This is a genomic window from Inquilinus ginsengisoli, assembly GCF_050434925.1.
GTDB lineage: Bacteria > Pseudomonadota > Alphaproteobacteria > DSM-16000 > Inquilinaceae > Inquilinus > Inquilinus ginsengisoli_B.
The window spans coordinates 2,665,342-2,689,268 of the sequence record NZ_JBNDJK010000001.1 but is presented as its reverse complement, the minus strand read 5'-3'; the positions used below and the strand labels follow the sequence as shown (position 1 = coordinate 2,689,268).

Annotated in this window: 19 protein-coding genes; 12 read left to right on the top strand and 7 right to left on the bottom strand. The window is 70.2% G+C overall.

Features of this window, described 5'->3' with window-relative positions; all coding sequences use genetic code 11:
- Positions 1 to 8: 8 nt before the first annotated feature.
- The 5 genes from urtE to urtA form a co-directional block, all read right to left on the bottom strand.
- Positions 9 to 704: an urea ABC transporter ATP-binding subunit UrtE gene (gene urtE / locus QFZ27_RS12660; RefSeq protein WP_429226749.1), complete on the bottom strand. Its 696-nt coding sequence runs from the start codon at positions 702 to 704 to the stop codon at positions 9 to 11.
- 2 nt (positions 705 to 706) lie between these two features.
- A complete protein-coding gene (gene urtD / locus QFZ27_RS12655; protein WP_429226748.1) occupies positions 707 to 1,465 on the bottom strand; it encodes an urea ABC transporter ATP-binding protein UrtD in 759 nt (252 codons plus the stop codon).
- Complete coding sequence (gene urtC / locus QFZ27_RS12650) at positions 1,462 to 2,598, bottom strand: urea ABC transporter permease subunit UrtC (RefSeq protein WP_429226747.1); 1,137 nt, start codon at positions 2,596 to 2,598, stop codon at positions 1,462 to 1,464. Before urtC ends, urtD begins: the two co-directional genes overlap by 4 nt.
- Entirely contained in the window at positions 2,595 to 4,163 is a 1,569-nt protein-coding gene (urtB, locus tag QFZ27_RS12645) for an urea ABC transporter permease subunit UrtB (RefSeq protein WP_429226746.1), read from the bottom strand. Before urtB ends, urtC begins: the two co-directional genes overlap by 4 nt.
- A gap of 248 nt (positions 4,164 to 4,411) precedes the next feature.
- Positions 4,412 to 5,653, bottom strand: coding sequence for an urea ABC transporter substrate-binding protein (urtA, locus tag QFZ27_RS12640; RefSeq protein WP_429232448.1), 1,242 nt, complete (start codon positions 5,651 to 5,653; stop codon positions 4,412 to 4,414).
- 266 nt (positions 5,654 to 5,919) lie between these two features.
- Between urtA and QFZ27_RS12635 the strand changes: the two genes are divergently transcribed.
- From QFZ27_RS12635 to QFZ27_RS12590, 10 genes are all read left to right on the top strand, one after another.
- The gene (locus QFZ27_RS12635; RefSeq protein WP_429226745.1) at positions 5,920 to 6,504 is read left to right on the top strand and encodes an ANTAR domain-containing response regulator; all 585 of its coding nucleotides are present in this window, start codon (positions 5,920 to 5,922) and stop codon (positions 6,502 to 6,504) included.
- Between the two features lie 311 nt (positions 6,505 to 6,815).
- Positions 6,816 to 8,072: a CmpA/NrtA family ABC transporter substrate-binding protein gene (locus QFZ27_RS12630; RefSeq protein ID WP_429226744.1), complete on the top strand. Its 1,257-nt coding sequence runs from the start codon at positions 6,816 to 6,818 to the stop codon at positions 8,070 to 8,072.
- Between the two features lie 20 nt (positions 8,073 to 8,092).
- Entirely contained in the window at positions 8,093 to 9,409 is a 1,317-nt protein-coding gene (locus QFZ27_RS12625; RefSeq protein ID WP_429226743.1) for a CmpA/NrtA family ABC transporter substrate-binding protein, read from the top strand.
- A 32-nt stretch (positions 9,410 to 9,441) separates the two neighbouring features.
- Positions 9,442 to 10,341 carry a nitrate ABC transporter permease gene (gene ntrB / locus QFZ27_RS12620; RefSeq protein ID WP_429226742.1) on the top strand — a complete coding sequence of 300 codons (900 nt, stop codon included), beginning with the start codon at positions 9,442 to 9,444 and terminating at the stop codon, positions 10,339 to 10,341.
- Positions 10,342 to 10,352: 11 nt separating this feature from the next.
- Positions 10,353 to 11,150 carry an ABC transporter ATP-binding protein gene (locus QFZ27_RS12615; protein WP_429226741.1) on the top strand — a complete coding sequence of 266 codons (798 nt, stop codon included), beginning with the start codon at positions 10,353 to 10,355 and terminating at the stop codon, positions 11,148 to 11,150.
- Positions 11,151 to 11,165: 15 nt separating this feature from the next.
- Positions 11,166 to 13,631 (top strand): nitrite reductase large subunit NirB, encoded by a 2,466-nt coding sequence (gene nirB / locus QFZ27_RS12610; protein ID WP_429226740.1) that lies wholly within the window; start codon positions 11,166 to 11,168, stop codon positions 13,629 to 13,631.
- Between the two features lie 3 nt (positions 13,632 to 13,634).
- Positions 13,635 to 13,976, top strand: a complete 342-nt coding sequence (nirD, locus tag QFZ27_RS12605; protein ID WP_429226739.1) for a nitrite reductase small subunit NirD — start codon at positions 13,635 to 13,637, stop codon at positions 13,974 to 13,976.
- Positions 13,969 to 16,782 (top strand): molybdopterin-dependent oxidoreductase, encoded by a 2,814-nt coding sequence (locus tag QFZ27_RS12600; RefSeq protein ID WP_429226738.1) that lies wholly within the window; start codon positions 13,969 to 13,971, stop codon positions 16,780 to 16,782. Before nirD ends, QFZ27_RS12600 begins: the two co-directional genes overlap by 8 nt.
- Complete coding sequence (locus QFZ27_RS12595) at positions 16,757 to 17,671, top strand: precorrin-2 dehydrogenase/sirohydrochlorin ferrochelatase family protein (protein WP_429226737.1); 915 nt, start codon at positions 16,757 to 16,759, stop codon at positions 17,669 to 17,671. The genes QFZ27_RS12600 and QFZ27_RS12595 overlap by 26 nt, the downstream gene beginning before the upstream one ends.
- 74 nt (positions 17,672 to 17,745) lie before the next feature.
- A complete protein-coding gene (locus tag QFZ27_RS12590) occupies positions 17,746 to 19,188 on the top strand; it encodes an alpha/beta fold hydrolase (RefSeq protein WP_429226736.1) in 1,443 nt (480 codons plus the stop codon).
- A gap of 14 nt (positions 19,189 to 19,202) precedes the next feature.
- Here the strand turns inward: QFZ27_RS12590 and QFZ27_RS12585 are convergent, their stop codons facing one another.
- Both QFZ27_RS12585 and QFZ27_RS12580 read right to left on the bottom strand, forming a co-directional pair.
- Positions 19,203 to 19,409 (bottom strand): heavy-metal-associated domain-containing protein, encoded by a 207-nt coding sequence (locus QFZ27_RS12585; protein ID WP_429226735.1) that lies wholly within the window; start codon positions 19,407 to 19,409, stop codon positions 19,203 to 19,205.
- Positions 19,410 to 19,489: 80 nt separating this feature from the next.
- Positions 19,490 to 21,100, bottom strand: a complete 1,611-nt coding sequence (locus QFZ27_RS12580; protein ID WP_429226734.1) for a GH3 auxin-responsive promoter family protein — start codon at positions 21,098 to 21,100, stop codon at positions 19,490 to 19,492.
- 238 nt (positions 21,101 to 21,338) lie between these two features.
- Between QFZ27_RS12580 and QFZ27_RS12575 the strand changes: the two genes are divergently transcribed.
- Together QFZ27_RS12575 and QFZ27_RS12570 are read left to right on the top strand one after the other, a co-directional pair.
- A complete protein-coding gene (locus QFZ27_RS12575; RefSeq protein WP_429226733.1) occupies positions 21,339 to 22,289 on the top strand; it encodes a sugar-binding protein in 951 nt (316 codons plus the stop codon).
- A 114-nt stretch (positions 22,290 to 22,403) separates the two neighbouring features.
- A complete protein-coding gene (locus tag QFZ27_RS12570; RefSeq protein ID WP_429226732.1) occupies positions 22,404 to 23,912 on the top strand; it encodes a sugar ABC transporter ATP-binding protein in 1,509 nt (502 codons plus the stop codon).
- The last annotated feature ends 15 nt before the right edge of the window (positions 23,913 to 23,927 follow it).

Below are 23,927 nucleotides of genomic sequence, written 5' to 3'. Positions count from 1 at the left end.
CCGGCGGTTCAGACCGTAAGGTGACGACGGACGCTGTCTTCATCGAGCGCGGTCTTGCCCCCGTCCACCACGACCTCGCCGCGATCCAGCACGACGAGGCGTTGGCCCAGAGCATGGGCGAAATCGAAATACTGCTCGACCAGCAGGATCGCCATGGTGCCGCGGTCGCGCAGCATGGCGATGACACGGCCGATGTCCTTGATGATCGAAGGCTGGATGCCCTCCGTCGGCTCGTCCAGAATCAAGAGGCGCGGCCGGGTCACCAGCGCCCGGCCGATCGCCAGCTGCTGCTGCTGCCCGCCCGACAGGTCGCCGCCGCGCCGGCCGAGCATCGATTTCAGCACCGGGAACAGCTCGAAGATCTCCTCCGGCACCCGCCGCTCGCGCCGCGGCAGCACGGCGAAGCCGGTCTCCAGATTCTCCTTCACCGTCAGCAGCGGGAAGATCTCGCGCCCCTGCGGCACGAAGGCGATGCCGCGCCGCGCCCGTTCGGCCGTCGGCAGGCGGGTGATGTCCTCGCCCTCCCACAGCACCTTGCCGGACGCGACCGGCTGCTGGCCGACGATGGCGCGCAGCGTGCTGGTCTTGCCGACGCCGTTGCGGCCGAGCAGGCAGGTCACCTCGCCCTTGCCGACGCCGAGCGAGACCCGCCGCAGCGCCTGGGCCGCGCCGTAGAACAGATCGATGCCTTCGACTGCGAGCATGCTCAGCGCCCCAGATAGACGTCGATGACGCGCGGGTCGGCGCTGACGGCGTCGAGCGGCCCTTCGGCCAGCACCGAACCCTCGTGCAGCACCGTCACCTTGACGTCGAGGGCGCGGACGAAATGCATGTCGTGCTCCACCACCACCACCGACCGGGTCTTGTTGATCTCGCGCAGCAGGATCGCCGTCTCCTCGGTCTCGGCGTCGGTCATGCCGGCCACCGGCTCGTCCACCAGCAGCAGCGCCGGCTCCTGCGCCAGCAGCATGCCGATCTCCAGCCATTGCTTCTGGCCATGCGACAGCGCCCCGGCCAGCCGGTCTCGGTGGGCGGTCAGCTTGGTCGTTTCCAGGATCTCGTCGATCCGCTCCGCCGTGTCGGCGCGGGGCCGGCCGAACAGCAAGTTGGTCGGCGATCGCGGGCCGGCCAGGGCGAGGAGGAGGTTGTCCCCGACCGTGTGACTGTCGAACACCGTCGGCTTCTGGAACTTTCGTCCGATGCCGAGGCCCGCGATCGCCGTCTCGTCCAGCCGGGTCAGGTCATGGGTGCCGCGGAACAGCGCCTCGCCCTGGTCCGGCCGGGTCTTGCCGGTGATGACATCCATCATCGTGGTCTTGCCGGCCCCGTTCGGGCCGATGATCGCCCGCATCTCGCCCGGCTCGATCACCAGCGACAGGGCGTTGAGCGCCCGGAAGCCGCTGAAGGTGACGGTGACGCCGTCGAGATAGAGCAGCGCCTGGGTGGTAGCTTCCGGTTCGGTCATTGTGGCGTCTCCGTCGCCACCTCGGCTGCACGGCGGCTGGGGCGAGCGCGCCATGACCGCCAGGCCGACTGCACCGCGCCGACGATGCCCTTGGGCAGCACCAGCGTCACCAGGATGAACAGCCCGCCCAGGGCGAACAGCCAGAACTCCGGCAGCAGGTTGGTGAACATGGTCTTGCCGAGATTGACCGTGACCGCGCCGATGATCGGGCCGATCAGCGTACCGCGGCCGCCGACCGCGACCCAGATCACCGCCTCGATCGAATTGGCCGGGGCGAATTCGCCCGGGTTGATGATGCCGATCTGCGGCACGTAGAGCGCGCCGGCCACGCCGGCCATCATCGCCGACAGGGTGAACACCACCAGCTTGTAGGATTCGACCCGGTAGCCGAGGAAGCGGGTACGGCTTTCGGCGTCGCGGATCGCGATCATCACCTTGCCGAAGCGCGACCGGGTGATCGCCCGGCACATCAGGAAGGCGGCGGCCAAGGCGACCGCGCTGGCCAGGAACAGCCCGGCCCGCGTCGCATCCGCCTGCAGCGAGAAGCCGAGCAGGTCCTTGAAATCGGTCAGGCCGTTGTTGCCGCCGAAGCCCATGTCGTTGCGGAAGAAGGCCAGCAGCAGGGCATAGGTCATCGCCTGGGTGATGATCGACAGATACACGCCGGAGACACGGCTGCGGAAGGCGAACCAGCCGAACACGAAGGCCAGAGCGCCCGGCACCAGCAGCACCATCAGCGCCGCGAACCAGAACTGGTCGAAGCCGAGCCAGTACCACGGCAGTTCCGGCCAGTTCAGGAACACCATGAAGTCCGGCAGCACCGGGTTGCCGTAGACGCCGCGCGGGCCGATCTGGCGCATCAGATACATGCCCATGGCGTAGCCGCCGAGGGCGAAGAAGGCGCCATGCCCGAGGCTGAGGATGCCGACATAGCCCCAGACCAGGTCGATCGCCAGGGCCAGCAGCGCGTAGCAGAGATACTTGCCCATCAGGCTGACGGCATAGCCCGGCACGTAGAACGGCGAGTCCGGCGGCAGCGCCAGGTTGGCCAGCAGCACCAGCACCGCCACGGCGACGAGGCCGATGGCGAAGGCCGGGCCGCCCGAAGCGCGGAGGAGACGGGCCGTGATCATGATTCCACCGCCCGTCCCTTGAGCGGGAACAGCCCGCGCGGCTTGCGCTGGATGAACAGGATGATCCCGACCAGGATCGCGATCTTGCCCAGCACCGCTCCGGCCCAGGGCTCCAGCAGCTTGTTGGCGACGCCGAGCGTCAGCGCCCCGACCAGCGTGCCCCACAGATTGCCGACGCCGCCGAACACCACGACCATGAAGCTGTCGATGATGTAGCCCTGGCCGAGATTGGGGCTGACATTGTCGATCTGGCTGAGCGCCACCCCGGCGATGCCGGCGACGCCGGAGCCGATGCCGAAGGTCATCATGTCGACCCGGCCGGTGCGGATGCCCATGGCGGCGGCCATCCGCCGGTTCTGGGTCACCGCCCGCATCTGCAGGCCCAGCGCGGTGTAGCGCAGCACCAGCATCAGCGCGGCGAAGACCAAGAGGGCGAAGACGATGATCCAGAGCCGGTTCCAGGTCAGGGTCAGGCCGCCCAGGTCGAAGGCGCCGGACATCCAGGCCGGGTTGCCGACCTCGCGGTTCGACGGGCCGAAGACGGTCCGCACCGCCTGCTGCAGGATCAGCGACAGGCCGAAGGTGGCCAGCAGCGTCTCCAGCGGCCTTCCGTAGAGGAAGCGGATGATGCCGCGCTCGATCGCCACGCCGGCCAGGGCCGCGACCAGGAAGGCCAGCGGCAAGGCCACCGCGAGGGAATAGTCGAACAGGTTCGGCGCATAGGTGCGGAACGCCTCCTGCACCAGGAAGGTGGTGTAGGCGCCGAGCATGACGATCTCGCCATGCGCCATGTTGATCACGCCCATCACGCCGAAGGTGATGGCGAGGCCGATGGCGGCGATCAGCAGCACCGATCCGAGGCTGAGCCCGTAATACAGGCTCTGCACCCCGTTCCAGATGGCGAGCCGGGTGTCGATGTGGCCGATCGCGGCCTCGGCCGCGGCAGCGACCGCCGGAGAGGGGTTGGGGATGCCGGACAGCAGCGCCCGCGCCTCCTGGTCGCCGCGGGCGGCGACGGTGTCGATCGCGGGCAGGATCGCGTCGTCAGCACCGCCCCTGGCCAGGATGATGGCGGCGCGCGCCTCGAGGAAGGCCTGCTTCACCGCCGGGTCGGTCTCGCGCGCCAGCGCCGCTTCCAGCGCCGGCAGCGCCTTGTCGTCGCGCGATTTGAACACCGCGGCGGCGGCGTCGAGCCGCTTGGCCCGGTCGGGCGCCAGCAGGGTCAGCGACCCCATCGCCGCGTCGATCGCCCGCCGCACCCGGTTGTTGACCCGGATCGGCTTGCCGCCCGCCGGCGCCTCGGCCAGCGCAGCCCCGGTGGCGGCGTCGACGAAGCCGCCGGCCTCGGTCTTGATCGCGACGGCGCCGGGCGCCGCGATCAGCCGACCGGCCGCCAGCGCTTCCAGGATCGCCGGCGCCTGCGCATCGCCCGAGGCGGCGACCCCGTCCACCCCGGCGGCGATGTCGTCGTAATTGGTCGACGCGAAGCGCGAGAGCACCTCCGCCGGGATCTCGGCCCGGGCCGAGAGCGGGAGGATCAGGAGGAGAAGTGCGAGGACGCGCACAGCCGGTCTGACTGCGTCGCCGAACCAGCCCAAACTCTCTCCCCCTCCCCTTGCGGGAGGGGGGAAGGGGGAGGGGTTTGCCGCAGCCGCCGCAATCGCGGGTCTACGGCATGGCCCCACCACTCCAAACCAGCTTCGCACCAACGGCACTAGCCCCCTCCCCCTACCCCCTCCCGCAAGGGGAGGGGGAGGATCTCTCGGAATCATCGGATAGAACGAACGGACAACTCGGCTTCAACGACGCCGGATCACGACCCCGACCCGCCGCACTTGCCGGTCTTGACGTTGAAGTTCCCGCAGGCCAGCGGCTTGCGCCAATCGGCGATCAGGTCCTTCGAGCCTTCGAGATAGTCGGACCACTCGTCGCCCACGACCTCGGGGGTCTCCGACACTGTCTGGATCTGGCCGTCGGCCTGGATTTCGCCGATCAGCACCGGCTTGGTGATGTGGTGGTTCGGCATCATCGTGGCATAACCGCCGGTCAGGTTCGGCACGGTGACGCCGACCATCGCGTCGATCACCTTGTCGGGATCGGTGCTGCCCGCCTTCTCGACCGCCTTCACCCACATGTTGAAGCCGATATAATGCGCCTCCATCGGGTCATTGGTGGTGCGCTTGTCGTTCTTGATGAAGGCGTGCCACTTGGCGATGAAGTCCTTGTTCTCCGGCGTGTCGATGCTCTGGAAGTAGTTCCAGGCGGCCAGGTGGCCGACCAGCGGGGCGGTGTCGAGCCCGGCCAGCTCCTCCTCGCCGACCGAGAAGGCCACGACCGGGATGTCGGTCGCCTTGATGCCCTGGTTGCCCAGCTCCTTGTAGAACGGCACATTGGCGTCGCCGTTGACGGTCGAGACCACGGCGGTCTTCTTGCCGGCCGAGCCGAAGGCCTTGATCTTGCCGACCTCGGTCTGCCAGTCGGAGAAGCCGAACGGCGTGTAGTTGACGCTGATGTCCTCCGGCGCCACGCCCTTGGCCTTCAGATACGCCTCGAGGATCTTGTTGGTGGTGCGCGGATAGACGTAGTCGGTGCCTTCCAGCACCCAGCGCTGCACCCCTTCCTCGTTCATCAGGTAGTCGACCGCCGGGATCGCCTGCTGGTTCGGCGCGGCACCGGTGTAGAAGATGTTGCGCGAGCTCTCCTCGCCCTCATATTGCACCGGGTAGAACAGGATGCCGTCGAGCTCCTCGAACACCGGCAGCACCGACTTCCGCGACACCGAGGTCCAGCAGCCGAAGGTGGCCGCGACCTTGTCGACCGAGATCAGCTGCCGCGCCTTCTCGGCGAAGAGCGGCCAGTCCGACGCCGGGTCGACCACCACCGCTTCCAGCTTCTTGCCGAGCAGCCCGCCCTTCTTGTTCTGCTCGTCGATCAGCATCAGCATGACGTCCTTCAGCGTGGTCTCGCTGATCGCCATGGTGCCGGACAGGGAATGGAGGATACCGACCTTGATGGTGTCCTCGGCCCGGGCGGCTGTCGACACCGCCAGCCCCATGGACACCGCCAGCGCGGCGCCGATCACCCAATGTTTCTGCGACAATGCCATCGTAAGCTCCCCGAACTCTCTTGTTTGCGTCCGCATCCCCATGGCTAGGCAAGTTCCGGGCCAGTGGCGGAACTCCGCCACCGGCGCCTGCCCAAGAGGGCGGCAGATGCCTCGGCTGCCCATTCCCTGCGCAGCGTCCCCATATCTGATGTGGTCCAGAACTTGCTGAGCCGTGATCGAGTCCCTGATCCAGCCCCGTTGCCCGTGCCCCGCGAATGGTCCTGCGCATCCTCCTGGTCGATGAGAACGCCGAGCGCTGCCGCGTGGTCGAGGCGGCGCTGACTGCGGCCGGCCACGGCGTGGTCACGACCGCCAGCGGCACCGAAAACCTGCTGGCGCGGGTGCGCGAGATCGAGCCGGACGTGATCATCGTCGACCTCGACGCGCCCAACCGCGATGCGCTGGAGCATATGCGCAGCGTCAGCCGCGAGCGGCCCAAGCCGATCGTGATGTTCGTCGACCAGAGCGACGACGCCGCGATCGGCGAGGCGATCCGCGCCGGGGTCAGCGCCTATGTCGTCGACGGCCTCAGCCCGCACCGGGTGAAGCCGGTGCTGGAGGCCGCGATCGCCCGGTTCCAGGCCTTCCAGGCGATGCGCGACGAGTTGGAGAAGACCCGCGCCACCCTGGCCGAGCGCAAGCGGATCGAGCGCGCCAAGGGCATCCTGATGCAGCAGCGCGGCATGACCGAGGACGAGGCCTACAAGGCCCTGCGCAAGCTGGCGATGGACCGCGGCAAGCCGCTGGCCGAGATCGCCGAGCAGGTGATCAGCATCAGCGAGCTTCTGATCAAAATCTAGGCACGCCCGTTTTCGCCGCTTTTTTGTGCATTGCACAACAGCGGAGCACAATCATACCGCAACGCAGCGTACCCACGCCACCTGCTTCCGGTCGCTGAATCGGGCCGCGGCGCTCGATTGCTGGCCCGGAGAGGCCGCGGCCGGGCAGTTGGCACGCCGCTTGCGTATCCCTTTGGTGACGACGGGCAATGGCGTCCGTCCGACGATATTCCAGGCGGTCCGATGACGGGCCGTCTGAACCGGGCAAAGGCGTCCGAGGGTTGCGGATCTTCCGCAGGCTCTCGGGCGCCTTTTTTGTTTTGGAGCGGCTGATGACGGACCTGCCGGACCGGACTGACCTGACCCTCGGCTTCGTGCCGCTGGCGGATTGCGCGCCGCTGGTCGTGGCCGAGCGGAAGGGCTTCTTCCGTGAGGAAGGGCTGTCGGTCCGGCTGTCGCGCCAGAGCAGCTGGGCCAGCCTGCGCGACAAGCTGGTCTGCGGCCTGCTGGACGGCGCCCATATGCTGGCGCCGCTGCCGCTGGCGATCACGCTGGGGCTGAGCGGCCCGAAGACGCCGATGCTGGTCGGGCTGTCGCTGAACCTGAACGGCAACGCCGTCACCGTCTCGCGCGCTTTGGCGGCGGAGATGGCGGCGGCCGATCCGGAAGGCTCGGCCGCCGGGTCGGCCACGGCGATCGCGGCCGTCGTCGCCGCCCGCCGCAAGGCCGGGGTCCCGGCCCCGGTCTTCGCCATCGTCTTCCCGGTGTCGAGCCATCACGACCAGCTGCGCTACTGGCTGGCGGCCGGCGGGGTCGACCCACAGCGCGACGTGCGCATCGTGGTGGTGCCGCCGCCGCAGATGGTGGCGCATCTGTCGGCCGGGCGGGTCGACGGCTTCTGCGTCGGCGCGCCCTGGGGCGATGTCGCGGTCGACCAGGGGGTCGGCGTCATGGCCACCACCGGCTGGCAGATCTGGAACAACGCGCCGGAGAAGGTGTTCGCCGTCACCCACGCCTGGGCCGAGGCCCGGCCGGATGCCCACCGCGCCCTGCTGCGCGCCCTGATCCGCGCCGCCGCTTGGCTGGACCGGCCGCAGCACCGGCCCGAGGCGGTGGCGATGCTGGCGGCGCCGGAGGTGCTGAACGCCCCGGCCGCCTCGATCGCCGCCAGCCTGGTCGGCCGGCCGGGCGAGTTGATGGTCGACGGGCTGCCGGCGCGCGGCCCGGTCTATCACCACCGCGCCGCCGGCCTGCCCTGGCGGTCCCACGCCGCCTGGTTCCTGGCGCAGCTGCGGCGCTGGGGCGAGCTGCCGGACGCTATCGACATCGCCGCCACCGCTGCCGCCGTCTACCAGCCGGATCTCTACCGCGAGATCGCCTGGGACCTCGGCTATCCGGCCCCGGCGGCGGACAGCAAGACCGAAGGCCATCACGACACCCTGTGGGTGCTGGCCGACAAGACCGGCGGCGTGGCCCTGGGCGCCGACCGCTTCTGCGACGGCCGGGTCTTCGATCCCGCCGCCATCGACGCCGATCTCGCCGGCCTCGCCGCCGGCGGCACCACAACCGTCGCGGCGCAACGCGGCTGACCGAACCGAAGGGGGCTTCGATGACCGCACGCGACCGCACCACCACGACACTCAACCGCCGCAGCCTGCTGCAGGGCACCGCCAGGCTGACCGGCGCCGCGGCGACCATCGCCGCGCTCCGCACCGCCTTCCCCGCCGGCGCCTTCGCTCAGGGCGCGGGGCCGGAGACGACCAAGGCGACGCTGGGCTTCATCGCCCTGACCGATTCCGCCCCGCTGATCATCGCCAAAGAAAAGGGGCTGTTCGACAAGGTCGGGCTGACCGAGGTCACGGTCAGCAAGCAGGCCTCCTGGGGCACCACCCGCGACAACCTGGTGCTGGGCTCGGCCGGCGGCGGCATCGACGGCGCCCATATCCTGACGCCGATGCCCTATCTGATGACGCTCGGCACCATCACCGCCGAGAACAAGCCCGTCCCGATGCAGATCCTGTGCCGGCTGAACACCAACGGCCAGGCGATCTCGGTGGCCAAGGACCTGATGCCGGCCGGCGCCACGGTCGACGCCAAGCCGCTGAAGGCCGCCTTCGCCGACATGAAGGCCAAGGGGCAGGACGTGAAATGCGCCGTCACCTTCCCCGGCGGCACCCATGACCTGTGGATGCGCTACTGGCTGGCCGCCGGCGGCATCGACCCGACCAAGGACGTCAGCACCATCGTGGTGCCGCCGCCGCAGATGGTCGCCAACATGAAGGTCGGCAACATGCAGGCCTTCTGCGTCGGCGAGCCCTGGGGCGACCAGCTGGTGCACCAGGGCATCGGCTATTCCGCCTGCACCACCGGCGAGATCTGGAAGGACCATCCGGAGAAGAGCCTGGCGCTGCGCGCCGACTGGATCGACGCCCATCCGAAGGCGGCGGCGGCGCTGCTGCAAGCGGTGCTGGAGGCCCAGCGCTGGGCCGAGAAGCCGGAAAACAAGGAGGAAATGGCCCAGATCATCGGCCGGAGGGCGTGGTTCAACGTGCCCCCGGCCGACATCCTGCCGCGTTCGCTCGGCACCATCGACTACGGCGACGGCCGCAAGGTCGAGAACAGCCCGCTGCTGATGAAGTTCTGGCAGGACTTCGCGTCCTACCCGTTCCAGAGCCACGAGCTGTGGTTCCTGACCGAGGACCGGCGCTGGGGCTACATCGCCCCCGATGTCGACCTCAAGGGGCTGATCGCCAAGGTCAACCGCGAGGACCTGTGGCGCCAGGCCGCGCAGGCGATCGGCGTACCGGCGGCCGAGGTGCCGGCCGGCACCTCGCGCGGCAAGGAGACCTTCTTCGACGGCAAGGTCTTCGACCCCGATGCCCCCGACGCCTACCTCGCCAGCCTCGCCATCAAGACCGTCGCCTGACGCCCCGACGACAGCCAGCCGGAGCCAGCCTCGTGCCTCAGTCAGCCCAGATCCTGTCCGAAGCCCCCGCCCCGGCTGCCGCGCGGAAGCCGGCTGGCCGGGTCCTGTCCCTGCCGGTGGCGCGGCCGCCGCTTGGCCCCGTCCTGTCCCGTCTCGCCGTCGAAGCCGCGGCCCGGGTGATCCCGCCGCTGATCGTGCTGGCGCTGCTGCTGCTGGCCTGGCAGCTGCTGTGCTCCAGCCCGGCCTCGAACCTGCCGTCGCCGCTCAAGGTGCTTGACGACACCTGGGACTTCATCATCGACCCGTTCTACGACAATGGCGGGGTCGACAAGGGCGCCTTCTGGCAGATCGCCACCAGCCTGTCGCGGGTGGCAATCGGCTTCGCCCTGGCCTCCGTGGTCGGGGTCGCGCTCGGCGTGCTGATCGGCCAGAGCGTCTGGGCGATGCGTGGGCTGGACCCGATCTTCCAGGTGCTGCGCACCATCCCGCCGCTGGCCTGGCTGCCGATCTCGCTGGCCGGGTTCCAGCAGGCGGAGCCTTCGGCGATTTTCGTGATCTTCATCACCTCGATCTGGCCGATCGTGATCAACACCGCGGTCGGGGTGCGCAACATCCCGCAGGATTACCGCAACGTCGCCCGGGTGTTGCGCCTGTCGCCCTGGGAGGTGTTCACCAAGATCACCCTGCCGGCCACCGTGCCCTACATCTTCACCGGCCTGCGCATCGGCATCGGCCTGTCCTGGCTGGCGATCATCGCCGCCGAGATGCTGATCGGCGGCGTCGGCATCGGCTTCTTCATCTGGGACGCGTGGAACAGCTCGCGCATCAGCGACATCATCGTGGCGCTGGTCTATGTCGGGCTGGTCGGCTTCGTCCTCGACCGCCTGATCGGCTTCGCCGGCGCACTCGTCGCCCGCGGCACCTCGGCCTGAGGGGACGAACCATGGACAGCTATCTCTCGATCGAGCAGGTCGGCATGCGCTTCACCCGCGGCAGCGCGGTCAGCGAGGTGCTGGTCGACGTCAAGCTGGGCATCGACCGCGGCGAGTTCGTGTCGATCATCGGCCATTCCGGCTGCGGCAAGTCGACCCTGCTGAACATCGTCGGCGGCCTGGTCCGCTCTACCACCGGCGAGGTGCTGCTGGACGGCCAGGTGGTCGACAGCCCCGGCCCGGACCGCGCCATCGTGTTCCAGAACCACTCGCTGCTGCCCTGGCTGACCGTCTACGGCAATGTCCGCATCGCCGTCGACAAGGTGTTCGGCCGGACCAAGAGCGCGGCCGAGCGGCACGACTGGGTGATGCACAACCTGGCCCTGGTCCATATGGCGCATGCCAAGGACAAGCGGCCGGGCGAGATCTCGGGCGGCATGAAGCAGCGCGTCGGCATCGCCCGGGCGCTGGCAATGCAGCCCAAGATCCTGCTGATGGACGAGCCCTTCGGCGCGCTCGACGCCCTGACCCGGGCGCATCTGCAGGACTCGGTGATGGAGATCCACGCCGCGCTCGGCAACACGGTCCTGATGATCACCCATGACGTCGACGAGGCGGCGCTGCTGTCCGACCGCATCGTGATGATGACCAACGGCCCCAGCGCCACCATCGGCGAGGTGCTGGACATCCCGCTGGAGCGGCCGCGCCGCCGCCTGGCGCTGGCTGACGATCCGACATACGCCGCGTGCCGGGTGCAGGTGCTGCGCTTCCTCTACGAGCGCCAGCGCTTCACCACCGTGGCCGCCTGAGGGGGGAGGGGAAACATGCCCGAAGGAAGCTGGGGCCCGAAGGAGAGCCTCGTCGTCATCGGCAACGGCATGGCCGGGATGCGGGCGGTGGAGGAGCTGCTGGCCCGCGCGCCCGGCCGCTACGCCGTCACCGTGTTCGGCGCCGAGCCGCAGGTGAACTACAACCGCATCATGCTGTCGCCGGTGCTGGCCGGCGAGAAGCGGTTCGACGACATCGTCATCAACGACCGCGCCTGGTACGACGCCAACGGCATCGACCTGCGCGCCGGGGTGCGGGTGGCGGCGATCGACCGCGAGGCGCGCGAGGTGATCGGCGCCGACGGCAGCCGGTGCCGCTACGACCGGCTGCTGCTGGCCACCGGGTCCGACCCGATCGTGATCCCGGTGCCGGGGCGCGACCTGCCGGGCGTCGTCACCTTCCGCGACATCGCCGATGTCGAGGCCATGCTGGCGGCGGCGCGCGAGGGCCGCAGCCGGGCCGTGGTGATCGGCGGCGGCCTGCTGGGCCTGGAAGCCGCCAACGGCCTGCGCGCCAACGGCATGGAGGTCACCGTCCTGCACCTGATGCCGGTGCTGATGGAACGGCAGCTGGACCCCGCCGCCGCCTATCTGCTGCAGCGCGAGCTGGAGCGGCGCGGACTGGCCGTGCTGACCGAGGCCGACACCGCCGCGATCGAGGGCGACGGCAAGGTCGAGGCGGTGCGGCTGAAGGACGGGCGCGTGATCCCGGCCGACATCGTGGTGATGGCGGTCGGCATCCGCCCGGCCACCACGCTGGCCCGCGAGGCCGGCTTGGCTGTCGAGCGCGGCGTCGTGGTCGACGACCGGATGACCACCTCCGACCCCTGCATCCTGGCCGTCGGCGAATGCGTCCAGCACCAGGGCCGCACCTACGGCCTGGTGGCGCCGCTATACGAGATGGCCCGGATCTGCGCCGACCAGCTGGCCGGCACGGCGGAGAGCGAGTATCGCGGCTCGGTCACCTCGACCAAGCTCAAGGTCACCGGCATCGACGTGTTCTCGGCCGGCGACTTCCAGGGCGGCGAGGATTGCGAGGACATCGTGTTCCGCGACGCCGCCCGCGGCGTCTACAAGCGGCTGGTGCTGAAGGGCAACCGCATCGCCGGCGCCGTGCTGTACGGCGACACCGCCGACGGCGCCTGGTTCTTCCAGATGCTGCGCGAGGGCCTGGACGTCGCCGCGATGCGCGACGGGCTGATCTTCGGCCAGGCGCTGGCGGCCGCCGGAGGTGCGGCGCCGGACCCTAAGCAGGCCGTTGCCGCCCTGCCGCCCGAGGCGGAGATCTGCGGCTGCAACGGCGTCTGCAAGGGCACCATCGTCCAGGCGATCGGCGAGAAGGGCCTGACCAGCCTGGACGCGGTGCGGGCCCACACCAAGGCCTCGTCCTCCTGCGGCTCCTGCACCGGGCTGGTCGAGAGCCTGCTGGCGGTGACGCTGGGCGACGGCTATGCCGGCGGCCCGACGGTCAAGGCGGTCTGCGGCTGCACCGATTTCGGCCATGACGAGGTGCGGCGGCTGATCCTGGCGCGCGAATTGCGGTCGATCCCCGCGGTGATGCAGGAGCTGGGCTGGCGTACGCCGCATGGCTGCGCCAAGTGCCGGCCGGCGCTGAACTACTACCTGATCTGCGCCTGGCCGGGCGAGTACACCGACGACCAGCAGTCCCGCTTCATCAATGAGCGGGCGCACGCCAACATCCAGAAGGACGGCACCTATTCGGTGGTGCCGCGGATGTGGGGCGGCGTCACCAGCGCCAAGGAGCTGCGGGCGATCGCCGACGTGGTCGACCGCTACGAGATCCCGTCGGTCAAGGTCACCGGCGGCCAGCGCATCGATCTTCTGGGCGTGAAGAAGGAGCAGTTGCCGGACGTCTGGCGCGACCTGAACGCCGCCGGCATGGTCTCCGGCCATGCCTACGGCAAGGCGCTGCGCACGGTGAAGACCTGCGTCGGGTCGGAATGGTGCCGCTTCGGCACCCAGGATTCGACCGCCATGGGCATCGCGCTGGAGCGGATGAGCTGGGGCAGCTGGACCCCGCACAAGTTCAAGATGGCGGTGTCCGGCTGCCCGCGGAACTGCGCCGAGGCGACGATCAAGGATTTCGGCGTGATCGCGGTCGACAGCGGCTGGGAGCTGCATGTCGGCGGCAATGGCGGCATCAAGCTGCGTGGCACCGACTTCCTGTGCAAGGTCGAGACCGAGGCCGAGGTGCTGGAATATTGCGGCGCCTTCATGCAGCTGCACCGCGAGGAATCGCACTATCTCGAGCGCACGGCGCCCTGGATCGAGCGGGTCGGCCTGGACCACGTCAAGCGCCGGGTGGTCGAGGACGCGGACTCGCGCCAGCGGCTGCACGCCCGCTTCCTGCATTCCCAGCAATTCGCGCAGAACGACCCTTGGGCCGAGCGCGCCGCTGGCGCCGAGGCGCACGAGTTCCGCAGCCTGGCCGAGGTGGGGTGAGCGATGACCATGAAGCTGTGGATCGATGTCGGCGGGATCGAGGACATCCCGACGATGGGCGCCCGGGTGGTGAAGAGCCCGGAGGGCGACATCGCCCTGTTCCGCACCGCCGACGACCGGGTCTTCGCGCTCTATGACCGCTGCCCGCACAAGGGCGGGCCGCTGTCGCAGGGCATCGTGCACGGCACCAGCGTCACCTGCCCGCTGCACGCCTGGGTGATCAGCCTGGAGACCGGATCGGTCGAGGGGCCGGACGAGGGCTGCGTCCACCGCATCGCGGTCGAGCTGCAGGCCGGCCGCATCCGCCTCGGCCTGCCCTCGCCGCAGCTGGTCGCCAATGGCTGAGATCCGCACCACCTGCCCCTATTGCGGCGTCGGCTGCGGTGTCGCTGTCTCAGGTGGAGCCGACGCGTTGCCTCTCCCGCTTGCGGGAGAGGTCGGAGCCGCGTTGGCGGCTCCGGGTGAGGGGATTTTGTCGAGGCCAGGACCAGCCCTCACCCGGTCTCGCTCCGCGAGCCCGGGCTCTCCCGCGTCCGGCGGGAGAGGTAACGCGACGGAGCACATGGTCAAAGGCGACCCGATCCACCCGGCGAATTTCGGCCGGCTGTGCTCCAAGGGCGGGGCGCTGGGCGAGACGCTGGGACTGGACGGGCGCCTGCTCGACCCGATGATCGGCGGCCGAGCCGCGAGCTGGGACGAGGCGCTGGACCGCGTCGCGAGCGGCTTCAGCGAGGCGATCGAGCAGCACGGGCCGGATTCGGTCGCCTTCTACGTCTCCGGCCAGTTGCTGACCGAGGACTACTACGTCGCCAACAAGCTGATGAAGGGCTTCATCGGCTCCGGCAACATCGACACCAATTCCCGGCTGTGCATGGCCTCGTCGGTCGCCGGCCACCGCCGCGCCTTCGGCGGCGATGTGGTTCCGGGCTGCTATGAGGATTGGGAGCAGGCGGATCTCGCGATCTATGTCGGCTCCAACGCCGCCTGGTGCCACCCGATCCTGCACCGCCGGCTGCTGGCGGCGCGCGAGAAGCGGGGCACCAGGATCGTGGTGATCGACCCGCGCCGCACCGCGACCTGCGACGAGGCCGACCTGCACCTCGCCATCGCCCCCGGCACCGACGTGCTGCTGTTCAACGGCCTGTTCGCCCATCTGGTGCGCGAGGGCACGCTGGACCGGGGCTGGATCGCCGCCCATGCCTCGGGCTTCGAGGAGGCAGCCGTCGCCGCGGCCGATGACGCCCCGGACATCGCCGCCGTGGCCCGCGGCTGCCGCCTGCCGGAGGAGGCGGTGCGGCGCTTCTACGCCTGGTTCGCCCACACCCCGGCGACGCTGACGATCTATTCCCAGGGCGTGAACCAGTCGACCCAGGGCACCGACAAGGTCAACGCCATCATCAACTGCCACCTCGCCGCCGGGCGGATCGGCCGGCCGGGCGCCGGCCCGTTCTCGGTCACCGGCCAGCCCAACGCCATGGGCGGGCGCGAGGTCGGCGGCCTGGCCAACCAGCTGGCCGCCCACATGGCCTTCGAGGACGTGGCGGCACGCGACCGGGTGCGCCGCTTCTGGCAGGCGCCGCGGCTGGCGGAACGGCCGGGGCTGAAGGCGGTGGAGCTGTTCGGCGCCGTCGCCGCCGGCCGGATCAAGGCGCTGTGGATCATGGCGACCAACCCGGCGGTCAGCGCGCCGGATGCGGAGCGGCTGCGCCGTGGCCTTTCCCGCTGCGACCTGGTCGTGGTTTCCGACGTCACCGCCGAGACCGACACCGCCCGCCTGGCCGATGTGCTGCTGCCCGCCGCCGGCTGGGGCGAGAAGGACGGCACCGTCACCAATTCCGAGCGCCGGATCTCGCGCCAGCGCGGCTTCCGCCCCCTGCCCGGCCAGGCCCGGCCGGATTGGTGGATCGTCACCCAGTTGGCCCGTCGCATGGGCTTCGCCGACGCCTTCCCCTATGAGGACCCGGCCGCGATCTTCCGCGAGCACGCCGCCCTCTCCGCCTTCGAGAACGGCGGCGAGCGCGCCTTCGACATCGGTGCCCTGGCGGCACTGGACCGTGAGGCCTATGACGCGCTGGAGCCGGTGCAATGGCCTGTCCCTGAGGGCCGGCGACTGGGCACGGCGAGGCTGTTCGACGACGGCCGCTTCCCGACGCCGGATGGGCGCGCCCGCTTCGTTCCGGTGCGGCACCGCCCCCCGGCCCACCGCCCCGACCAGAACCGGCCGATGCTGCTGAACACCGGCCGGTTGCGCGACCAGTGGCACACCATGACCCGCACCGGCGCGGTGCCGCGCCTGGCCGCCAACAGCCCGGAACCGGCGGTCGAGCTGCATCCCGACGACGCCCGCCGCCACGGCCTGGCCGAAGGCGACCTGGTGCGGCTGAAGAGCGGCTGGGGCCGCGCCCTGGCCCGGACCCGGATCACGCCGGACCAGATGCCCGGCCAGGCCTTCCTGGCGATGCATTGGAACGACCGCTTCACCACCGACTGCGTCGTCGGCAAGCTGGCCAGCCCCGCCGTCGACCCGGTCTCCGGCCAGCCGGAGCTGAAGCACACCCCGGTCGCGCTCGAGCGGCTGGCGCTGGGCTGGGAGGGGTTCCTGGTGTCGCGCCGGCGGATGCGGCCGACTGGCCTGGTCTACTGGACCCGGCGGGCCGCCGCCGGCTGCCAGATCTATGCCCTGGGCGGGCCGGAGCCGCCGGCCGACGGCATCATCCTCGGCCGGTCGCTGCTGGCGCCGGCCAAGGACCGGCAGGTGATCGAGTTCGCCGATGCCAAACGCGGCCTGTTCCGCCTGGCCACGCTGGAGGCCGGCGATCTGGCCGAATGCCTGTTCGTCGCCCCGCCCGGCAAGCTGCCCGACCCGGAATGGCTGCTGGCCCGCTTCGCCGCGGAGGTCCCGCAGCTGGACGATTCCGACCGCCGCGCCCTCTTGTCCGGCCGCGCCCCGGCCGGCGCCCCGGCCGAGGGCCGCATCGTCTGCGCCTGCCTCGGCGTCGGCATCGAGCGGATCCTGCGGACCATCCGGGATGGCCAGGGCATCGGGGTCAAGGAACTCGGCGCCCTGCTCGGCGCCGGCACCAATTGCGGCTCCTGCGTGCCCGAGCTGAAGGAGATCGTCGCCCATGCCGCCCTCCCTGCCGCAGGCTGACGCCCTGCCCCACCTGCCCGTCTTCCTGACCGTGCGCGGCCGGGTCTGCGTCCTGGTCGGCGGCGGCGATGCGACGCCGCCGAAATTCGAGCTGCTGCGCCGCGCCGGGGCCGCGATCCGGCTGGTCGGGGCCGATCCCGCCTTTGCCGAGACGGCGGAAGCCGCCGAGATCCTCCCCGGCCCGCTGGCCGCCCACCACCTGGCCGGGGCTTGCCTGGTCATCGACGCCTCGGGCGACCTCGACACGAACAACCGAAGCGCCGCCCTGGCGCGGGCTGCCGGCGTGCCGCTGAACGTCGTCGACCGGCCGGCGCTGTGCGACTTCATCCTGCCGGCGATCCTGGACCGCTCCCCTATCGTGGTCGCGATCTCGACCGGCGGTGCCGCGCCCGCCGTCGCCGGGCTGATCCGGCAGGAGCTGGAGGCACTGATCCCGCCCGGCCTCGGCCGCCTCGCCGCCCTGTCCGGCACGCTGCGCGAGGAGATCCGCCGCCGCATCGCCGACCCGGCCCGCCGCCTGGCCTTCTGGCGCCGGCTGTACCGTGACGGCGCGGCCGATCGGGCAACGGCGCTCGACCTGCTGGACCAGGTGGCGACGGAGCGCCCCACCGTCGGCGCGCTGACCCGGATCGTCCTCGGCCCGGGCGGCGAGCAGGACCTGACCCTGCGGCAGGCGGCGGCGCTGCGCCGGGCCGATCTGCTGCTGGTAGAGGATGGCGTCGACCCGGCCGTGCTCGACCATGCCCGCCGCGACACGCCGCGCCGGCCCCCGGTGCGGAGCGCGGCCGAGGCCGCCGCCCTGCGCGAGGAGTTGGGTCGAGGCCTGCAGGTGGTGCAGCTGGTCGCCGAGGAGAGTCAAAGCCTCGCGCCGCGGCTGGCCGCGGAGTAGCAGACGCTCTTGCCGCATGGCGTCGCCTCGCCGGCGTGCCTAATTTGTCGGCTATTGCCCCGCGAATGCCGATGATGACCCGTCGCCTGATCCTGATCGCAGCCCTGATCCTGGCCGGGGGCGCCCCGGCCCTGGCTGCCCCTGAATTCCACGCCGGGGCCTGCAGCTTCGTGGTGCCCGACGGCCGGGCCGCCACCTGCGGCACCGTCACCGTGCCGGAGAACCGGGACAAGCCCGACGGCGCCACGGTGACGCTCGCGGTTGCCATCCTGTCCACCCCCGACAGGCTCGGCGACGCACCGCCGGTGCTGTATCTCGAGGGCGGCCCGGGCGGGGCGGCCGGGCTTGACCCCGACGGCATCTCTCGCTGGTGGGACCTGATCGCCCGCAACGACTGGCTGCAGCAGCGCAAGCTGGTGCTGTACGACCAGCGTGGCATGGGCAAGTCGGAGCCGAACCTGACCTGCCCGGAGATGGTCGATGCCCAGATCCGCGGCAATGGCCCGGAGGGTGACGGCGGCAACGCCTCGGCCGCGATCGACGCCGCCCGCGCCTGCCGCAGCCGCTGGGAGGCCGAGGGCCACGACCTGACCCGCTACACCACGCCCGACAGCGCCCGCGACGTGGCCGATCTGCGCCTCGCCCTCGGCATCGACAGATGGGTGCTGTTCGGGTCGTCCTACGGCACCCGGCTGGCGCTGGAGACGGTGCGGCGTTACCCCGACGGCATCGCCGCGCTGATCCTGGACGGCGTCTACCCGCCCGGCGAAAGCCTGTTCACCGCGTCGGAGGAGGCCGACCCCGACGGCGACCGCTCACTGCAGCGCGTCTTCGCCGCCTGCGCCGCCGACAGCACCTGTAATGCCGCCTATCCCGACCTGGCCGGGCGCTACCGCACCCTGCTGGAGCGGCTGGACGACGAGCCGCCGACCGTCACCGTGGCACGGCCGGACGGCAAGGGCGATGCCGAGCTGATGTTCACCGGCGGCCTGCTGGCGGAGGTGGTGTTCAACGACCTCTATTCCCGCGACGACGCCGCCACCCTGCCGGCGCTGATTGCCGGCATCGATGCCGACCGCGACGAGGCTTATGAGGAGGCGGCGGAGCAGTGGCTGACCGGGCTCTTGGACCCGACCATCGCCAACGGCGCCTACGACCTGGCCGAATGCCTGGCGCCGGATGCCGGCGACCTGCGCGACGCGCCGGGGTCGACCTGCCCGGCCTGGCCGGCCGGCGCCGCGGACGATCTCAGCTCGCAGCCGGTCGACAGCGACATCCCGGCCCTGATCCTGTCCGGCGGGCTCGACCCGGTGACGCCGCCGAGCTGGGCCCGTGCCACCGCCGCGCATCTGCCGAACGGCTTCCTGGTCGAGCGCCAGGACCAGGGCCACGGCCTGATCGGCAGCGACCCCTGCGCCGAGACGCTGATGGGCAAGTTCCTGGACGCGCCGGACCGGCAGCCGGTCGATGCGTGTCAGCTCACCCCTGACCCGATGCGCTTTTCGGTCAATGGCTGAGCCGGGGGCCCGCGTCAGGCGGCTTCCGGGGTGTAGCCGGCCTCGGCGATGAGCGCGGCGACCTGGGCTCGGTCGGCGGTCCCGGTGACGGAGACCAGCTTGCGCACCGGGTCGGCCTCGACCTTGGCGCTTGGGATGGTGCCTTCGATCGCGCCCTTGATCGTGCCGGCGCAATGGCCGCAGGTCATATCCTCGACCCGGAAGGACAGTGGAACACCCATGATGGTTCGGCTCCTGTTCGCATGGACCGGACGACTCTCCGACCTTCCAATATGGGAAGGTCAAGCCGCTTCTGCCGCCCTCAAGGCTGATCTGCAGGCAGGCCGATCACCGTGTCGGCCAGCTCGGAGCGCTCGGCCTTCGCCACCAGCACCGCCAGCTTCACCTGGCTGTCGCGGCGCACGCGGGCGACAGCGTCCTCGGTGAGACGGTCGAACCAGCCCGGCTTCATCACCCGCAGCACGGGCGGCGCCAGCTGCCGGTCGCCGCGAAGCGTCGCGTAGTTCTCGTTGACCGCACCCAGCGCCCGGTCGAAGCGCTGCAGCAGTTGCGGCAGGATCGCGGCCGGGACCGGCGCCGCCGGCTCGATCTGCAGCGCATAGCGGCGGGCCGGCAGCTCGGCCGCGACCTGGAAGTGGCGCAGGGCGAGCCCGGCCTCCGAGGTCATGGCGGTGACGGCGCCGACCACGTGATCGACGGTCAGCATCTCGCCCTGCAGGTTCTGCACCTGGCCGCCCTTGTACAGGAAGTGCAGCACCGGCGAACCGGCCACCCGGTCGGTGACGCGGACGACGTCGTTCATGGCATAGCGGTACAGCCCGCCGGTGTTGGTGACGACGATGTGGTAGTTCTGCCCGGGCTCGACCTCATGCGCCAGCAGGCTGCGGGCATCGGGCCGGCCGAACTCGTGCTCCGGCACGAATTCGAACACCGCCGTGTGCAAGGTCAGGATCCCCCCCGGGCTCTCATTGCCGAGCGGGATGGTGAAGATGCCCTCGCTCGCCATGTAGCCGACATCGCGCAGCGGCACCCCCGGGCGGCACCAGTCGCGCAGCGCCGGCGCGAAATGGCCCATCGAGCCGCCGATCCAGCAGCCCAGCGCCTGCAGGTCGGGCCAGTAGTCGGCCGGGCGCAGCCGGCCGCCGCGCCGGCGGCGTTCGGCCAGGGCCCGGGCCCGCTGCGGATCGGGCCGGAACTCGTTGACGGCGATGGCGCGGATCGCGTCCGGCACCGCGAAGTCGCCGCACATCGTGCCGTCATGCAGGTCGCGGATCAGCGCTTCGGCACTGCGGTCGGCGAACTCGAACACGCCCAGCAGCGCGGCGGCGTTGCCGCTGAACACGAAGCTGCACGGCCGCTCGATGCCGAAGCGGAGCAGGGCATATCGCCGGGCCGCCCCGTCCTCGATGTGATACGCCGCATAGGGATGGCAGAAGGTCCGCCGGATCGCCGGAGGCAGGCGGAAATAGGCGCTGCCCGACAACGCGCCATAGGGATAGTGCCGCTCGGTCCACCCCTCGATGGCCGTGTTGAGCAGGGCCAGGGTCCGCCCCTGCAGCAGGCGGGCGTTGTCGAGCACGGCGCGATCCAGCCACCGGCGCAGCGTGTGCTGCTGCAGAGCCAGGCAGCGCCGGGTGAACGGGATCATCTTCGGCGTGCCGGTGGTGCCGGTGGTGCGGTGGAAGAAAAAGGGCGGCTCGGATGTCAGCACGCCGTCCTGCCCGGCCAGGACGGCATCGACATAGGGAATCATGTCGGCCCATTGCCGGATCGGGACTGCCGCCCGATACGCCTCGACCGAAGTCACCGCGCCGAAGCCGTGCTCCCGCCCGAAGCCGGTCCCGGCATTGCCGCGCAGGATGTCGCCCAGCAGCGCCCGCTGCTGTGCCGCCAGGGCTTCGTGCCGCCGCATGAAACCCGTCCAGGCCCGTTGTCGATGGCTGATGGCGGCAGACGGCATCGTCATGCTCTCCCTTGAATATCTTTTCTCAAATTCGCGTCACATCTGCGGGAGGCTACCAGAGGTTGGCGCGCTCCGCCGCATGCACCGGCTTGACCGGTCCCAGCCGTTGTGATCCAAATTGTCTGATTATAATAGCAATGTTGACCGACCCCGCCGGAGAGCGGGTTCGGAAAACGGGAGGAACCCAATGAAGCGCCTGATTCTGGCGGGCCTCGCGGCCGCCGTCGCGTCTGTTCTCGCCATCGGCCCGACGCTCGCCGCCGACAAGACCATCGCCTTCGTCGTCAACGGCTCGTCCGATTTCTGGACCATCGCCCATAAGGGCACCGACAAGGCGGTCTCCGAGCTCAAGGGCTACAGCGTCGAGTTCAAGATTCCCGGCGAATCCAGCGCGGCCGAGCAGCGCCGCATCGTCGAGGACATGCTGGCCCGCGGCGTCGTCGGCATCGGCATCAGCCCGGTCGATCCGGACAACTCGACCGCCCTCTTGAACTCCGCCGCCGACCAGGTGCCGCTGTTCACCTTCGACAGCGACGCGCCGAAGAGCAACCGGCTGCTGTATATCGGCACCGACAACGTCGCCGCCGGCGTGCAGGCGGGCGAGCTGATCAAGAAGACCCTGCCGGACGGCGGCAAGATCATGCTGTTCGTCGGCACGCTGGGCAACGCCAACGCCCGTGAGCGCGTCGAGGGCATCAAGAAGGCGATCGCCGGCACCAAGATCGAGATCGTCGACGTCCGCACCGACGACATCGACTTCGTCAAGGCCAAGCGCAATGTCGAGGACACGCTGACCAAGTATGACGACCTGGCGATGCTGGTCGGCCTCTACTCCTACAACACGCCGATCATCTACGACGCGATGAAGGCGGCCGGGAAGCTGGGCCAGATCAAGGTCGTCGGCTTCGACGAGGACCCGGTCACGCTGCGCGGCGTGCAGGAAGGCGTGATCGAGGGCACCGTGGTGCAGCAGCCCTACGAATTCGGCTACCAGACTGTGAAGCTGCTGGCCCAGTACATCGAGGGCGACAAGTCCTTCATCCCGGCCGACAAGCTGAAGATCATCCCGACCCGGCTGATCGACCAGAGCAACGTCGCCGACTTCCAGAAGCAGATGAAGGAACTGCTGGGCAAGTAGCACCGACAGCATGAGCCATCGGCTCCGACGATCCCCTTCCTTGTCCCCCCTCCCCTCGCGGGAGGGGGTTAGGGGGAGGGGATTTTCGCGACCAGAGCAGGCGGACTTCCGAGCATGACCGATGCCGTCCTCGCCATGGAGGGGATCTCCAAGACCTATCCCGGCGTGCAGGCGCTGAAGGATGTCAGCCTGGCCGTTCGCCGCGGCGAGGTGGTCGGGCTGATCGGCGAGAACGGGGCCGGCAAGTCGACGCTGATGAAGATCCTGGGCGGGGTCGAGGCCCCGACCGTGGGCACCGTCACCGTCGGCGGCACCCCGCACGCGGCGCTGACCGTGACCGAGGCGATCGCCGCCGGCATCGCCTTCGTGCACCAGGAGCTGAACCTCTTCGACAATCTCGACGTCGCCGGCAACATCTTCATCGGGCGCGAACCGCGGCGCTTCGGCCCGCTGAAGCTGATCGACACCGCCCGGCTGCACGCCGACACGCAAAGGCTGCTCGACCGGCTGAGCGTCGATTTCGGGCCGGCCACGCCGCTGATCGAGCTGTCGATCGCCCAGCGCCAGATGGTGGAGATTGCCAAGGCGCTGTCGCTCGACGCCCGCATCATCATCATGGACGAGCCGACCTCGAGCCTGACCCTGACCGAGACCCAGACGCTGCTGCGGGTGATCGGGGAGCTGAAGGCGGCCGGCGTCGCCATCATCTTCATCACCCACCGCCTGGGCGAGATCGAGGCCTGCGCCGACCGGGTGGTCTGCCTGCGCGACGGCCGCGTGGTCGGGGCGCTGGACCGCGACGAGATCCATCACGACCGCATGGTGCGGATGATGGTCGGGCGCGACCTGCGGGCGCTGTACATCCCGCCCGCCGTCGCGGCGCAGCCGGACGCGGTCGAGATCCGCGGCGTGCGCACCGCCACCTATCCCGACCATGAGGTGACGCTGTCGGTCGGCCGCGGCGAGATCCTGGGCCTGGCCGGCCTGGTCGGCTCCGGCCGCACCGAGCTGGCGCGCGCCATGTTCGGCATCGACCGGATGCTGGCCGGCGAGGTCCGGCTGGATGGCAAGCCGCTCACCATCGGCACCCCGCGCGCGGCCATCGCCCAGGGGCTGTATCTGGTGCCGGAGGACCGCAAGCGCAGCGGCCTGGTGCTGGACATGACCATCGCCCACAACGTCACCCTGCCCGGCCTCAGCCGCGTCGCCAGACACTGGCTGATCGATAGCCGTGGCGAGACCAAGGAGGCCGAGGTCCAGCGCGAGAAGCTGCGCATCCGCACCCCGTCGGTCACCACCACCGCGCTGAAGCTGTCCGGCGGCAACCAGCAGAAGATCGTGCTGGCCAAGTGGCTGGCGCTGCAGCCGCGCTTCCTGATCTTCGACGAGCCGACGCGCGGCATCGATGTCGGCGCCAAGTCCGAGATCTACCAGCTGATGCGCACCCTGGCCGACCGCGGCGTGCCGATCCTGATGATCTCCAGCGACATGGAGGAGGTGATCGGCGTCAGCGACCGCATCGCGGTGATGCATGAGGGCCGGATCGCCGGCATTCTGGACCGCGACCAGTTCAGCGAACCCAACGTGATGCAGCTGGCCGTCGGCCGGCCGCTGGCGGCATAGGCGAGAGAAAGTCCG